This is a genomic window from Citromicrobium bathyomarinum (assembly GCF_038594485.1).
GTDB classification, from domain to species: domain Bacteria; phylum Pseudomonadota; class Alphaproteobacteria; order Sphingomonadales; family Sphingomonadaceae; genus Alteriqipengyuania; species Alteriqipengyuania bathyomarina_A.
Window position 1 is genome coordinate 923271 of the sequence record NZ_JBCFZG010000001.1, and the last position, 13679, is coordinate 936949.

General features: G+C 64.7%; 14 protein-coding genes. 5 read left to right on the forward strand and 9 right to left on the reverse strand.

The annotated features are described in order from the left end of the window. Window positions 1–11: 11 nt before the first annotated feature. On the reverse strand, window positions 12–1415 hold the full coding sequence (locus AAG591_RS04585) for a cryptochrome/photolyase family protein (RefSeq protein WP_342529819.1): 1404 nt from the start codon (window positions 1413–1415) through the stop codon (window positions 12–14). 40 nt (window positions 1416–1455) lie between these two features. Between AAG591_RS04585 and AAG591_RS04590 the strand changes: the two genes are divergently transcribed. Next, a complete protein-coding gene (locus tag AAG591_RS04590; RefSeq protein WP_342529820.1) occupies window positions 1456–2235 on the forward strand; it encodes a phosphatase PAP2 family protein in 780 nt (259 codons plus the stop codon). Between the two features lie 3 nt (window positions 2236–2238). On the opposite strand, the gene AAG591_RS04595 is transcribed toward AAG591_RS04590, so the two are convergent. The 3 genes from AAG591_RS04595 to AAG591_RS04605 are packed head-to-tail and all read right to left on the reverse strand — an operon-like array spanning window position 2239 to window position 5555. Continuing rightward, the gene (locus AAG591_RS04595) at window positions 2239–3273 is read right to left on the reverse strand and encodes a 2-oxoacid:ferredoxin oxidoreductase subunit beta (RefSeq protein WP_342529821.1); all 1035 of its coding nucleotides are present in this window, start codon (window positions 3271–3273) and stop codon (window positions 2239–2241) included. Window positions 3274–3276: 3 nt separating this feature from the next. Then, on the reverse strand, window positions 3277–3621 hold the full coding sequence (locus AAG591_RS04600) for a hypothetical protein (protein WP_342529822.1): 345 nt from the start codon (window positions 3619–3621) through the stop codon (window positions 3277–3279). After that, entirely contained in the window at window positions 3621–5555 is a 1935-nt protein-coding gene (locus AAG591_RS04605; RefSeq protein WP_342529823.1) for a 2-oxoacid:acceptor oxidoreductase subunit alpha, read from the reverse strand. The genes AAG591_RS04600 and AAG591_RS04605 overlap by 1 nt, the downstream gene beginning before the upstream one ends. A gap of 178 nt (window positions 5556–5733) precedes the next feature. Here AAG591_RS04605 and AAG591_RS04610 point away from each other — a divergent pair, with 178 nt between their 5' ends. Further along, complete coding sequence (locus tag AAG591_RS04610) at window positions 5734–6705, forward strand: alpha/beta hydrolase (RefSeq protein WP_342529824.1); 972 nt, start codon at window positions 5734–5736, stop codon at window positions 6703–6705. Next, window positions 6702–7199: an RNA pyrophosphohydrolase gene (locus tag AAG591_RS04615; protein WP_342529825.1), complete on the forward strand. Its 498-nt coding sequence runs from the start codon at window positions 6702–6704 to the stop codon at window positions 7197–7199. Before AAG591_RS04610 ends, AAG591_RS04615 begins: the two co-directional genes overlap by 4 nt. Before the next feature lie 9 nt (window positions 7200–7208). On the opposite strand, the gene AAG591_RS04620 is transcribed toward AAG591_RS04615, so the two are convergent. The 5 genes from AAG591_RS04620 to pspF all read right to left on the reverse strand — a co-directional run bounded on the left by AAG591_RS04620 (window position 7209) and on the right by pspF (window position 12527). After that, the gene (locus AAG591_RS04620) at window positions 7209–7778 is read right to left on the reverse strand and encodes a tetratricopeptide repeat protein (RefSeq protein WP_342529826.1); all 570 of its coding nucleotides are present in this window, start codon (window positions 7776–7778) and stop codon (window positions 7209–7211) included. Window positions 7779–7792: 14 nt separating this feature from the next. Beyond that, window positions 7793–8971 carry an RsmB/NOP family class I SAM-dependent RNA methyltransferase gene (locus AAG591_RS04625; RefSeq protein ID WP_342529827.1) on the reverse strand — a complete coding sequence of 393 codons (1179 nt, stop codon included), beginning with the start codon at window positions 8969–8971 and terminating at the stop codon, window positions 7793–7795. Between the two features lie 274 nt (window positions 8972–9245). After that, complete coding sequence (locus tag AAG591_RS04630; protein WP_342529829.1) at window positions 9246–9878, reverse strand: GNAT family N-acetyltransferase; 633 nt, start codon at window positions 9876–9878, stop codon at window positions 9246–9248. Then, the gene (gene guaB, locus AAG591_RS04635; RefSeq protein ID WP_342529830.1) at window positions 9878–11341 is read right to left on the reverse strand and encodes an IMP dehydrogenase; all 1464 of its coding nucleotides are present in this window, start codon (window positions 11339–11341) and stop codon (window positions 9878–9880) included. Before guaB ends, AAG591_RS04630 begins: the two co-directional genes overlap by 1 nt. Window positions 11342–11498: 157 nt before the next feature. Further along, complete coding sequence (pspF, locus tag AAG591_RS04640; protein ID WP_342529831.1) at window positions 11499–12527, reverse strand: phage shock protein operon transcriptional activator; 1029 nt, start codon at window positions 12525–12527, stop codon at window positions 11499–11501. Between pspF and AAG591_RS04645 the strand changes: the two genes are divergently transcribed. After that, complete coding sequence (locus AAG591_RS04645; protein ID WP_342529832.1) at window positions 12498–12830, forward strand: hypothetical protein; 333 nt, start codon at window positions 12498–12500, stop codon at window positions 12828–12830. The genes pspF and AAG591_RS04645 overlap by 30 nt on opposite strands. Further along, the gene (pspA, locus tag AAG591_RS04650) at window positions 12827–13678 is read left to right on the forward strand and encodes a phage shock protein PspA (RefSeq protein WP_342529833.1); all 852 of its coding nucleotides are present in this window, start codon (window positions 12827–12829) and stop codon (window positions 13676–13678) included. The genes AAG591_RS04645 and pspA overlap by 4 nt, the downstream gene beginning before the upstream one ends. The last annotated feature ends 1 nt before the right edge of the window (window position 13679 follow it).

Here is a 13679-nt window from a genome sequence, read left to right on the forward strand (position 1 = left end):
TTTGGATCGCTTCAGTTGCCTTTCATTTCGCGATAGGCCTCCAGTGCGCGTTCCCGCGCCTCGCGGTGGCCGATGATCTTTGCGGGATAGCTGCTCGGACGGCACCCGTCCGACGGATCGTGTATTTGGCTGTCGGGCAGGTCGGCCAGTTCGGGCACCCACTCGCGGATGTAGCCGGCGGCGTCGAACTTTTCCGACTGGCTGAGCGGAGCCATGATCCGGGGGAACATGTTGCTGTCCACTCCCGTCCCGGCAACCCACTGCCAGTTGGTGCCATTGCTCGCGTAGTCGGCGTCGACCAGCGTGTCCCAGAACCAGCGCTCGCCATGGCGCCAGTCGATCAGCAGATGCTTGATCAGGAAGCTGGCCGCGATCATCCGCACGCGGTTGTGCATCCAGCCAATCGCCCATAGCTGCCGCATCCCCGCATCGACGATGGGGTAGCCGGTGCGGCCCTGCTGCCAGGCTTCCAGTTCTTTCTGGATCACATGCCCGCGATTGGGATTGCGCCAGAGTTTGGCGTCGTCGATCGCGTCGCGGTAGCTCTCTTCGGGGTAGCGCGGGAACTGGCAAAGGACATTCTGCGCATAGTCGCGCCAGATCAGTTCGCTCTCGTAAGTCCGCCAGCCGTCGCTCCGCTTGTCCTTGAACGCGTGCCAGATTTGCACCGGAGAAATCTCGCCCCAGTGGAGGTGAGGAGACATCTGGCTGGTCCGATCGACGGAAGGCAGGTTGCGGCCATCGTCGTACTCGCCGACATGATCCGCCCACCAGTCGAGCCGTTCGTGGGCTGCGTCTTCGCCGATCGACCAGAACTTCGCCATCTTCGTGGACCAGTCGGGATTGGTTGGGAGCAGGCCCCAATCCGACAAGTCGTCGCTCGGCGGCAGGCGCGAGGGCTGCGAGATCGTCTCGGGCGCAGGCAGTTCGTCGCGCGGCGGCATCAGGTCGCGCATCGCGCGGGAGAAGGGAGTATAGATCTTGTATGGATCGCCCGAGCCCGTGGTCGCGGTGCCCGGAGGCATCAGGTAATTGGCGTCGTGCAGTTCGAGCTCACACCCGTCAGGCAGCGCCTTCTTGAGATCGCCCTGCGCCTTGCGCCACCACGGTTCGTAATGGCGGTTGGCATGGATCGCACTTGCCCCGGTCTTGGCGGCGAGATCGGCGAGGATGTTCACGCTGTCGCCGCGCCGCAGGATCAGTGTCGCATTGTGCCGGCCGAGATTCTTCGTGAGGCTTTCCAGTGAATGATGCAGCCACCAGCGCGACGCACCACCATACTTTCGATCCCCAGCCCGTTCGTCATCGAGCACGAAGACTGGAATGATCGGCCCGGCCTGGGCCGCTGCGTATAGCGCGGGATTGTCTGCCAGACGAAGGTCGCGGCGAAGCCAAACGATTTGGGGAGAAGCCATGGGAAAGGAACCTCATTCGGAACGGGCTGTTCCAAATGGCATGGATCAGAGCCGCGTCGGCGAGACAACCGAGCCCAAAGCCCCCCTTCCCGCCGAGACGGTATCTCTTCCTGCGCGCGGATTCACGATCGATCGCGGCAAGGCGCTGATCGCAGCGGGCGTTCTGTGGCCGGTCTGGGGCCTGATGATCTGGCTGGTCACGCATGGCCGCACAGAGGGTTTCGACCACTCCGGCTTGATGCTCTATCGCGCAGGCGTCGACCTCCGGCCACTGGGCGGCACCATGCTGGAGGAGGCCGTGCGCGACATCACCGCGCTGGGCGGCGTGCTGCTCTCGACCTTTTCGGCCTGTGCCGCTGTGGTCGCGCTGCTGTTTCTCAAGATGCGGCGAGAGGCGACGCTGTTTGCGCTAACGGTATTCCTCGGCTGGGGCCTTAACGCGCTGATGAAGACGCTTGTCGGGCGGGAGCGCCCTACCCTTGTCCCGCACCTTACCGAGGCTGCCGGTTACAGTTTCCCCAGCGGGCACAGCTTTGCCTCCGCGATGATCTATATCGGCATGGCGCTGGCCTTCGCCTCGCTCAGCAGCAGGCATTCGGTGCGCTATACCCTGATCGGGAGCGCAATGGTCATCTCAGCGATGATTGCGTGGAGCCGGGTGATGCTCGGCGTGCACTTCCCCAGCGATGTGGTTGCCGGGTGGAGCGGCGGCGCAGCGTGGGCGTTCACCGCCGCCGCGCTGCTATACGAGCCGGCCAAGCGCGCTGCGGACAGCCACACCGCGCACCGGCTCGATCCGATGGAGCACGATGCGGATTAAGCCCTAGACGGGGTCGGCAGCGGTTCCGTCGACGGTCCACGTCTGCCCGCCGCTGAGCAGCTTCGCGAGATTGGGCTCCTTGCCACTCACCGATGCTTCGCGCTCGGCAATCACCGCGCTTTCATATGTCGGTGCGGGATCGTCGTAGAGAACGCCAAGCGGCATGGGGAATTCACCGAAGGGCAGCTCGGCGAGCAGGTGCGCCATCACGCGGTTCTTCACGTTGTGAACGCGCACGCCCGCCGCCTGCCAGTCGCCATCGACGACATCGACCACGGTAAAGTGAAGGTTCTCAGCATCGAACGCGAGGCCCTTTTCACCCTTGTCGAACAGCATCGGCTCGCCATCGGCCAGCCACAGCTGCTGGCCTTCCGCACCCTTGGGCGCGGCGAAGGCGTCGAACACGTCCTTGTTGTAAACGATGCAGTTCTGGAAAATCTCGACGAAGGCCGCGCCCTGGTGCGCGTGCGCAGCTTTCAGCACATCGGGCAGGTTCTTCGACACGTCGATCCCGCGCCCAACGAACCGCGCGCCGCTACCCAGCGCGAAAGCGCAGGGGTTGGCAGGATGGTCGACCGAGCCGATCGGGCTGGTCGGCGAGCGCGTGCCTTCGCGGCTGGTGGGCGAGTACTGGCCCTTGGTCAGGCCATAAATCTCGTTGTTGAACAGCATGATCTGCATGTTCACGTTACGGCGCAGCACATGCATCATGTGGTTGCCACCGATGCTGAGGCCATCGCCATCGCCGGTCACCAGCCAGACGTCGAGGTCCGGGTTGGCGAGCTTCACGCCTGTCGCCACCGCAGGCGCGCGGCCGTGGATCGTGTGGAAGCCGTAGCTCTCGATATAATAGGGGAAGCGGCTGGAGCAGCCGATGCCCGAAATGAACACGGTGTTCGCCGGATCGCTGCCAAGCTGCGGCAGCGTGCGCTGCACGGCCTTGAGGATCGCATAATCCCCGCAACCCGGGCACCAGCGGACCTCCTGATCGGTTTCCCAGTCCTTGAGCGTGGTTTCGATTTTAACGGGTGCGTTCATGGCTTAATCCAAATCACAAATTCGTTCGACGATATCGAATTCGAGCGACTCTCCGAATTCAACATCTCTTATTTTAAAGACGCCGATGTACCCGTCAGCTTCCCATTTATCAGGGTCATCAGTCTTTCGCCGCTTACGCATTACTGCGAAGCCCTCACTTTTCAGCGCCTCGACGACCTTCTCAGCCTTAGGATTTCCGGGGGCATAACCCGGATCGATGTAGCGAGATTTACCCTGCCACCAGTAATCCCAAATACAGGGAAGCGACTTGCCATGCACCTCCGGATGCCGGGGGGCTGTTACTTCAGCGAACCAGTTGCCCTGATTGCCTCTTGCGCGGCATGCCATCACTCGCTCTCCACCGGGCTTGGCAGCTGCTGTTCGTTGGGTTCGACCTCGCCGCCGGTATTGCCGGGGACGCCATCGAAATAGGCGCAGATCGCGTCTTCGAGCTCGGCGATCTGGAACGGCTGGCCGCTGGTCTTGGTCAGGCTTTCGGCATCCACGAGCAACTGGTCGCGCAGCACGGTCTTGAGCTGGCCGGTGTTCATCTCGGGCACCAGCACGCGATCGAACCCGCTGAGCAGTTCGCCAAGGTTCGCAGGCAGCGGCCAGATGTGGCGGATGTGGATGTGCGAAACCGAACAGCCCTTGTCGATGCTGCGGCGTACGGCCTGCTTGATCGGGCCGTAGGTGCTGCCCCAGCCGACCACTGCCAGCTTGCCAGTCGTCGCACCGAAAGCCACTTCCTGATCGGGCACGGGGATGTTCGCGATCTTGTCGCGCCGCGTGTCGGTCATCAGCTGGTGGTTGGCCGGATCGTAGGAAATGTTGCCGGTGGTAGCGTCCTTCTCGATCCCGCCGATGCGGTGCATCATGCCGGGCGTGCCGGGCTTGATCCACGGGCGCGAGCCCTTCTCATTGCGCTTGTAGGGCTCCAGCACTTCGCCGCGCGGTTCGGTGAGGAACGTGGCGGGGAACGGCTCGAAACCTTCGGGATCGGGCACCTTCCACGGCTCGGCGGCATTGGCGATGTAGCCATCGGTCAGCAGCATCACCGGCGTCATGTATTGCACAGCCATCCGGCAGGCTTCGATGGCCACTTCGAACGCATCACCCGGGCTGCGGGCGGCGATCACCGGCATCGGCGCATCGCCGTTGCGGCCATAGACCGCCTGATAGAGATCGCTCTGCTCGGTCTTGGTCGGCAGGCCGGTGGACGGACCACCGCGCTGCGAATTGACCACCACCAGCGGCAGCTCGGTCATGATGCCGAGGCCCAGAGCCTCGGTCTTGAGCGCGATACCGGGGCCGGAGGACGAGGTCACGCCAAGCTGGCCCGCATAGCTCGCACCGATGGCGGCGCACACGGCGGCAATCTCGTCTTCCGCCTGGAAGGTGGTGACCCCGAATTCCTTGAGCCGCGCGAGGTGATGCAGGATCGCCGAGGCGGGCGTGATGGGATAGCCGCCGAAGAACATCGGCAGCTCGGCCAATTGCGCCCCTGCGACGAGGCCGAGCGATACTGCCTCCGCACCGGTAATCGTGCGGTAAAGTCCAGGATCGGTCGGCACCGGGGGCAGGTTAACCTGCTTCAGTGGGCCGGAAAGCTCAGCCGTCTCGCCATAGGCGTGCCCTGCATCGAGCGCAGCGATGTTCGCGGCAGCAATGTCGGGCGCTTTGGCGAACTTCTTGTTCAGCCAGTCATGAAGCGGCTGGCGCGGACGGTCGAACATCCACAGCGCAAGGCCCAGCGTCCACATGTTCTTGCAGCGCAGGCCATCCTTCTTGCCGAGGCCGAAGGGCTCCACGGCTTCGAGCGTGCGCGCGGAAATGTCGAAGGCGAGCACATCAAACGGCGCGAGCGTATCGTCTTCGAGCGGGCTCGCGTCGTATTTCGCCTTGTCGAGGTTGCGCTTGGTGAATTCGCCTGTGTCGACGATCACCAGCCCACCGGGCTTGAGCGCTGGCAGGTTCACCTTGAGCGCCGCGGGGTTCATCGCGACCAGCACATCGGGTGCGTCACCTGCGGTGTTGATCTGGCGCGATCCGAAATTGATCTGGAAGGCCGAAACACCGAACAGCGTGCCCTGCGGCGCGCGAATTTCCGCCGGGAAGTCGGGGAACGTGGCAAGATCGTTGCCCGCCAACGCGGTCGACAACGTGAACTGACCACCGGTCAACTGCATCCCGTCGCCCGAGTCGCCTGCAAACCGGACGACGATCGCGTCGGGCGCTTCATTGAGGGGAGTGTTGGAGGCTGGAGGCGCCTGAGTCGCCATTGAAACAAATCCTTCGGGCATTCACGGCGCGACAGATTTTGCGCCTTTGTGCGCCGCCTACGTGGCCGTGCACGGGCGGGCAATCAAGTTTTTCTAATCCACCTGATGCAGATCAGTGGACAGCCTGCGCGCACAGCGCCTATCCAACGCGGCCCCGATTTGAGGAAGGAGCCCGCGAATGGCCGACAACCCGAACCCGACCGTGGAAAGTGAAGCTTTCGTCCGCCCCGACACGCGCGCGCTGCTCGATATGCTCAAAGCCATGGGCCGTCAGCCGATCGAAGAAGCCGGTGCGGTTGCAGGGCGCGAAGGCATGCGCGCGATGGCCCAGATCGGCGAGGCCGAGCCGCGCGACATGGCAGTGATCAAGGACGTAAGCGTCCCCGGGCCTGCCGGCGATATTCCCTGCCGATTCTACGACACGCGCGAATCGCGCGAGGCGGGCCCGGCGGTGCTGTTCCTCCACGGCGGCGGGTTCGTGATCGGCGACCTGGAAGTCTACAATTCGATCTGCACCGAATTCGCGGCGCGGCTCGATCTGCCGGTGCTGTCGGTCGACTATCGACTCGCGCCCGAGCATCCCTTCCCTGCCGCGCCGGACGATTGCGAGGCTGCAGCACGCTGGCTCGCTTCGTCGCCTACGGAACTGGGCCGCGAGATTACCGGGCTGGTCATCACCGGAGATAGCGCGGGCGGCAACCTGACCATCGTCACCACCTACGCCTTGCGCGATGAGCCCGCCGACGTGCCCGTGCTGGTGCAGGCACCGATTTACCCGGTCGCCGACGAGGCGGGCAAGCACGAGAGCTTCCGCCAATTCAAGGAAGGCTATTTCCTCACCGGCGATACGATGGCGTGGTTCACCCAGAGCTACGCCGCCGAGCAGACCAGCCCGCGCAACCTCCCGATGTTGGGCGATTGCAGCAACGCCCCGCCGACCGTGCTGTGCACCGCCGGGCTCGATCCGCTGCGGGATTCCGGACGTTCTTACGCAGCGAGCATGGTGCAGCAGGGAACCGAAGTGACCTATCTCGAATTTCCCGGCATCATCCACGGATTCTTCACCATGCGTAAGGCAATCCCCAGTGGGCAGGCCGATGTGGAAGCCTTTATCGATGCTGTCGGGTCAGCACTGGGACGACGGCGATGACGATGACCAAGCAGCGCGACACTTCGGAACTGGGTTACCGCCCCTGCGTGGGCGTGATGCTGGTCAATTCGGCGGGCGAAGTGTTCGTCGGGCGGCGGATCGACAACAAGGAAGGCGACTTCTGGCAGATGCCGCAGGGCGGGATCGACGAGGGTGAAGACCCGCGCGACGCCGCGCTGCGCGAGCTGTGGGAAGAGACCGGCGTTACTGCCGACAAGGTGGCGATCATCGGCCAGACCGCCGAACCGCTGCGCTACGACCTACCCGACGAGCTGATCGGCAAGCTGTGGGGCGGCAAATTCCGCGGTCAGGAGCAAGAATGGTTCCTCGCCCGGTTCGACGGGAGCGAGGCGGATATCGACCTCGAAGCCCACGATCCGCCCGAGTTCTGCGAGCACCGCTGGGTTCCGGCAAGCACGGTGGCCGACCTGATCGTCCCGTTCAAGAAGCGCGTCTACCGCGCCGTCGTGGCCGAGTTTGCCGACCTGATCTGAGCCGACGGCTCAGTTCTCTGCCGACAGGTTCTGCGTCACCATCGCATCGGGCATCACCGCCTCGGCGGTGAGCACGGTCTTGTCCTTGGGACCCTGCGCGATGGCGCGAGCAAGTTCCTCGGTCTGCGGACAGCTTGCCCCGCACAGCGATTCGAGCTGCGCGAGATTGCGCCGCGCACGCTCGACCGCGCCCTTTTCGACCATTGCCGCACCCTCGCCCGCGATTGCCTCGTAATTGGCGGGATCGCGGGTCAGCGCCTCGCGGTAATAACGGATTGCCTTGCCCTGCAGCCCTTCACGCCGAGAAGCCTCGGCCAGTGCGACCAGGATCGGCGTGTATTGCGGATCGACCGCGAATGCCGCCTCCAGCGCGTCGATTGCGCGTTCCGGCTGACCGGCGTCGAGCGCATCCTGCGCCTGCACCATCAGGGCAGCGGCGCGCGGATCGGCCTGCTCGACCTGTGCCGAGCCAACGCTTGCCGAAACCGCGACCAGCAGGGAAATGGCAGCAGCGGCGGGAGCATAACGCATAAACAGGTCCTTCGAGGAAGCCATCAGATCGGGTACGGTCGTAACCATAGATCCCGAGGCTATCACGGCAAATGGCCCCGCGCGACGAAAAATCCGTCCGTGCCGTCGTGGAACGGCGAGAGGCGGATCCCGTGGCCCCTCGCGCGACCCAGCCGCAAGGCGGGCGGGTCTGCGCGCCAGGCCTGATGGGTTTTCAGGAACGCATCGAACCGATCCGCGCCCTCGTCGTCCAGCATCGAACAGGTGACGTACACCAGCCGCCCGCCCGGCTTCACAAGCTTCGCGCCGAGCGCCAGCAGCATGTCCTGCGTTTCCGCGAACTTCGCCAGCCTGTCGGGCGTCAGCCGCCACTTGGCCTCGGGCTTCCTGCGCCACGTCCCCGTGCCCGAGCATGGCGCGTCGATCAGCACGCAGTCTGCCGCGCCCGTCAGATCGCCAAGCGCCTCCATCTCCCTGCCCGGATCGAGCAGGCGCTGCTCGACGATCGTCACGCCGGCGCGTTCGATACGCGGCTGCAGCTGGCTGAGGCGGCGTTTGTCGGTGTCGCTCGCGATCAGACGTCCGCGGTTTTCCATCGCCGCCGCCAGCGCCAGCGTCTTGCCACCCGCGCCTGCGCACAGGTCGATCACCGTCTCACCCGGCTTGGCGTCGGCAGCCACGCAGGCGAGCTGGCTGCCATGATCCTGCACCTCGATCCGGCCTTCGCGGAACGCAGTCCACTGGTCGACCGGGGTGCCCGCCTCGAACCGCAGCGCGTTGGGCGCCGCCAGAGCCTCTCCTGAAACGGGCAGTTCGATGCTGTCGCGCTCTCCCTTCAGCGTATTCACCCGCACGTCGAGCGGCGCGCGACCCATGAGCGCAGCACCCTCTGCGCCCTTCACGTCGGAGGCGGAGAGTCGCTTGGCCAGCCAGGCGGGGGCGAACCCGGTCTTGGCCACAGGCTCATCGGGCTGGATCGTTTCCGGTCCATATTGCGACCCGTCGAACAATGCTGCGATGGTTGTGTCGCGCTTGGCCAGCGCGAGCATTGCCGCGCGCCCATTTTCGGGCACCGGGCCGCAATGGCGGATCGCATCATAGACCAGCTCGCGCACCGCGCGCCGATCCTTCGATCCGGCGTAGCGGTTCGCCCTGGCCCATTCGGCAACGATGCGATCGGCCGGAGCGCCCTGCCCCCTCGCCGCTTCGATCACCGTGTCGAGGATATCGATGGCCGCCTTGACCCGCGCGGCGGGCGTCATGCTTCGCGCCCGATTGCCAGAGGCTCTGACACACCTGACACAGTGTTCAGGAGTGAAAAAATCCGGGGGGCGAAAGCGGGGAGTGAAGCCATTTGGCGGGCGGGCAGTTGGGACAGGTTCATGCGTTCCCCTTGGCACGGTGCGCCCCGGTAGGAAACGGCAAAGCCTGCCTGGATAACCGGTCTTGTGAGGGATTGGCGAAAGAGGTGTCGCTTGGCCGATTTGGTAAGCCGCCTCTCTCCAAGCTAAGCTAGCTCCGCCTGAGCAAGCTGCGCTATCGCCTCCATGCAGTGGCGTAAGGCGAAATCACCTCCCATCCCAGCGAGAGATAGAGCAGCCGTCCCTCCTCCGTTGCGACCAGCAATTGGGGCAGGTGGTCCCCGCGCCGGTTTCGACCGATCAACCCCATCAGCGCCCTGCCGAGTCCGCGGCGTCGGAAGGCAGCCTCGACCACGATGCGATCATAGACGAACCCCCCGGCACCCCAACCCCAGTAACCGCGCGCGGCGAGCACTCCGTTCGTAGTCACGATGTCGATCCTGCCCGACAAGCTGCCTTGGGCGGTACGTGCCACGAAGCCGTCGGGTAGGTCGGGCACCGCAGGGGTGCACCGGCAATGCATGAAATGCCCGGTATCCTGCACATCCCAGCCGGCGGGCAGTAACTTAGCCAGATCGCGCGCGGGAATGCACGCCTTGACCGGTTCACGCGGACTGTCGATCTTCCCCGCCAGCGCGCCGATCCGTGCATCGGCATTGGGGAACACCCACCGGCGCAACTCAGCCGCGCTGTCCGTATCGACCCGAAATCCGCCGTGCGATGCGACCGGCAGCGGCAGGCCGCGAGCAAGCGAGCGCCCGGTCAGCCATGCTTCGAGAAGCGCAGGCGAAATTCCGCCTTCGCGCATCACCGCGTCGGGTAGTTGGGCGCCTCGCGCGTGATCGCGACGTCGTGGACGTGGCTTTCGGTAAGCCCTGCGTTGGTGATCTGGACGAACTGCGCGCCCTTGCGCAGGTCCTCGATCGTGCGGCTGCCGGTATAGCCCATCGCAGCCTTGATCCCGCCCACCAGCTGATGGACCACATCGCGCGCCGGGCCCTTGTACGGCACCTGCCCCTCGATCCCTTCGGGGACCAGTTTCAGCGCCGAAACGTCCTGCTGGAAATAGCGGTCGGCGCTGCCGCGTGCCATCGCGCCGACACTGCCCATGCCGCGATAGGCCTTGAAGCTGCGGCCCTGGTAGATAAAGGTTTCGCCCGGAGCTTCCTCGGTACCCGCCAGCATCGATCCGATCATGACACAGCTTGCCCCGGCGGCCAGCGCCTTGGCCGCATCGCCGCTGGTGCGCAGACCGCCGTCGCCGATCACCGGAATGCCCGATTTGTCAGCTTCCTCGGCAGCATCCATGATCGCGGTCAGCTGCGGCACGCCCACGCCCGCCACAACGCGCGTGGTGCAAATGGAGCCCGGCCCGATGCCGACCTTCACCGCATCCGCGCCCGCGTCGATCAGCGCGCGGGTCGCCTCGGCCGTGGCGACGTTGCCCGCGATGATCTGCACCGAGTTTGAGATGGTCTTGGCACGCTCGACCGCTTTCAGAACATCGCGGTTATGGCCGTGCGCGGTATCGATGATGATGACGTCGACTTCCGCATCGACCAACGCCTGCGAACGCTCGAAACCCTTGTCGCCCGTGGTGGTCGCCGCCGCGACGCGCAGGCGGCCTGCGGCGTCCTTGGTCGCGTTGGGATAGGTAACCGCCTTCTCGATATCCTTGACCGTGATCAGGCCGATGCAGCGATAATCCTCGTCCACTACGATCAGCTTCTCGATCCGCCGCTGGTGCAGCATCCGCCGCGCCTCTTCCTGCCCGGTGCCCAGCGGCACGGTAGCGAGATTTTCGGTCGTCATCAGTTCGCGAACCGGCTGGCCGGGATGCTCGGCAAAGCGAACGTCGCGGTTGGTGAGGATGCCGAGCAGCTTGCCGCTGCGATCGGTCACCGGGATGCCGCTGATGCGGTTGGCGCTCATGATATCCTGCGCTTCGCCCAGCGTCGCGTCGGGGCCGATGGTAATCGGGTTGACCACCATACCACTCTCAAACCGCTTGACCGTTCGGACGGCAGCGACCTGTTCCTCGATATCCAGATTGCGGTGAAGCACGCCCAGCCCGCCCAGCTGCGCCATCGCGATCGCCATGTCCGCCTCGGTCACGGTGTCCATCGCAGAGGAGATGACCGGGATGTTCAGAGCGATCTCGCGCGTCAGCTGCGTGCGTGTGTCGGCCATGCTGGGCAGCACCTCGCTCGCCGCGGGGCGCAGCAGCACATCGTCGAAGGTCAGGGCGAGGGGGATTTCCTTGAAGGCCACGGCGGGCACCTTTCGCAAGCTGGTCTGCGATTTCGAGGCCCGCCCGTGGAAGGCGACTCGGGAATCGCGGGGGGATTGAAACCACTGTCTTGCAGGCGGCCCTTAGCGAGCCTCGGCACGATCCGCCAGAGGGTGCGTTACGCCTCCCCTGCTCCGCTCACCCGCTCTCTTCCATAAGCCCATGTTTCTTGATGCAGTGTCGCAGCTGGTCGTAGCTGAGGCCCAGCGCCTTGGCGGTCTGCCGCTGGTTCCAGCGATGCTTGCCAAGCGCATGTTCGACGATCGAGCGTTCGTGGCTGTCGACCGCCGCGCGAAGGTCGGCGATGTCCTCGAAATCGGGCCGCGGCGTTGCGGCACCGCCGCTCGCAGTGTCCGACGTACTTCTTGCGGGCGTCGTGGAAGCCTCGGGCTTCCACGGGCTGTCGAACGGATCGAACACGATATGGCCCACCGGGGTCTCGGGATCATCCCAGCGATAGACCGCGCGCTCGATCACGTTGCGCAGCTCACGCACGTTGCCGGGCCAGGGGTGTTCCTCCAGCTCGGTCGCGACATGCTCCGCGTAGCCGGGCCAGGCCTCCCAGCCCAGCTCGGCGGCCATTCGCCGCCCGAAATAGTCGGCCAGCACTGCGATATCGCCCTCGCGCACGCGCAGCGGGGGCAAGGTGATGACCTCGAAACTCAGCCGGTCGAGCAGGTCGGCGCGAAATTCCCCGCGCTCGGCCTTGGTCGGCAGATCCTCGTTCGTCGCGGCGACGATGCGGACATCCACCCGCATCGGGCGCGAGGAGCCTATCCGCGTCACCTCGCCATATTCCACCGCGCGCAACAGCCGCTCCTGCGCCGCCATGGAAAGCGTCGCCAGTTCATCGAGGAACAGCGTGCCGCCATGCGCCTCCTCGAACCGGCCTTCGCGGGAGCGGGTCGCGCCGGTGAAGGCGCCCGCCTCGTGCCCGAACAGCTCGGCCTCGATCAGCGTTTCAGGCAGTGCGGCGCAGTTCATCGTTATCAGCGGCTCGCCCCAGCGCGGGCTCAGACGATGGAGACGTTCGGCGATCAGTTCCTTGCCCGTCCCGCGCTCCCCGATAACCAGCACCGGGCGCTGCAAGGCTGCAGCACGACTCGTCCGCTCGACCGCGTCGAGGAAGGCGAGCGATTGCCCGACGAACTGATTGTCCCGCTCCATACCCGCAATATAGCGCTGAGCACCAAGCCTTGGCAATTATCACCAATATGTCATTCGTCGATTTCTTCAGCAATGGCAGATTTCCGCTCTATTCCGAGTTTGGCACGCGGGTTGCAAAGTATGGAGCAACACCAAACAAGGACCGCGATCATGCAAGAACAAGCCCAGTCAAAGCGCATTTTCGGCAAGGCCGTACTGGTCACGATCCTGGCAACCGCGGCGTTGGTCGCAGTGAATCCGCTGTCCGCAGATGCTACTCAAACCAGCAGCCCGCTCGTGCTACAGACGGTGGAACTGGCATGACCGACCATACCGACCCGCCCGGCCGCATTGGCCGCACCTCGCGCCTCGACAACGAGGTCGAACGGTTGCGCCGCAGCCCCACCCCCACGCAGAGCCCCTTCGCAAGCGAAGGCAGCGCGGCGGGCGGCACCCCATTCTACACCGGAGGCTTCATGGGCATCTTTAGCCGCACCCGCGACATCATCGCGGCCAATTTCAACGAAATGCTGGATAAGGCAGACGATCCGTCGAAGATGATCCGCATGATCATCCTCGAAATGGAGGAAACCCTGGTCGAAGTCCGCGCGAGTGCCGCGCGCACGATCGCCGACCAGAAGGAAATGCACCGCCACACGATCAAGCTCGACCGGCTGCAGGCCGACTGGTCCGAGAAGGCGCAACTCGCGCTTTCGAAGGACCGCGAAGACCTGGCCCGCGCGGCGCTGGTCGAACGCAAGAAGGCCGCCGACATGAGCGAACAGCTCAAGGCCGAAATCGGCGTGCTCGACGATTCTCTGCGGGCGTACGAGGAAGACATCCACAAGCTGCAGAGCCGCCTGCGCGAAGCGCGCAGCCGCCAGTCGCAGATTGCCGCCCGGCTCGAAAGCGCGGAGAACCGCGTGAAGCTGCGCAGCCTGATGACGACCGAGCGGGTCGACGAAGCGCTCACCCGCTTCGACTCGCTCGAACGCCGGGTCGACTACGCGGAAGGCCGTGCCGAGCAGCTCAAGATGGAAAGCGAGAGCGGCAAGCTTTCGCTGTCCGACGAAATCGCCGCCCTCGCAGGATCGGACAAGGTCGACGAGGAGCTGGAAGAAATGAAACGCGCGCTCGGCAAAGGGGCCGACGACGCGAAGAAGGGAGAATAAG

Coding starts and splice junctions, on each gene's coding strand:
- AAG591_RS04585 (WP_342529819.1), bottom strand. CDS start 1,415: ATGGCTTCTCCCCAAATCGTTTGGCTTCGCCGCGACCTTCGTCTGGCA.
- AAG591_RS04590 (WP_342529820.1), top strand. CDS start 1,456: ATGGATCAGAGCCGCGTCGGCGAGACAACCGAGCCCAAAGCCCCCCTT.
- AAG591_RS04595 (WP_342529821.1), bottom strand. CDS start 3,273: ATGAACGCACCCGTTAAAATCGAAACCACGCTCAAGGACTGGGAAACC.
- AAG591_RS04600 (WP_342529822.1), bottom strand. CDS start 3,621: ATGGCATGCCGCGCAAGAGGCAATCAGGGCAACTGGTTCGCTGAAGTA.
- AAG591_RS04605 (WP_342529823.1), bottom strand. CDS start 5,555: ATGGCGACTCAGGCGCCTCCAGCCTCCAACACTCCCCTCAATGAAGCG.
- AAG591_RS04610 (WP_342529824.1), top strand. CDS start 5,734: ATGGCCGACAACCCGAACCCGACCGTGGAAAGTGAAGCTTTCGTCCGC.
- AAG591_RS04615 (WP_342529825.1), top strand. CDS start 6,702: ATGACGATGACCAAGCAGCGCGACACTTCGGAACTGGGTTACCGCCCC.
- AAG591_RS04620 (WP_342529826.1), bottom strand. CDS start 7,778: ATGGTTACGACCGTACCCGATCTGATGGCTTCCTCGAAGGACCTGTTT.
- AAG591_RS04625 (WP_342529827.1), bottom strand. CDS start 8,971: ATGACGCCCGCCGCGCGGGTCAAGGCGGCCATCGATATCCTCGACACG.
- AAG591_RS04630 (WP_342529829.1), bottom strand. CDS start 9,878: ATGCGCGAAGGCGGAATTTCGCCTGCGCTTCTCGAAGCATGGCTGACC.
- pspF (WP_342529831.1), bottom strand. CDS start 12,527: ATGGAGCGGGACAATCAGTTCGTCGGGCAATCGCTCGCCTTCCTCGAC.
- pspA (WP_342529833.1), top strand. CDS start 12,827: ATGACCGACCATACCGACCCGCCCGGCCGCATTGGCCGCACCTCGCGC.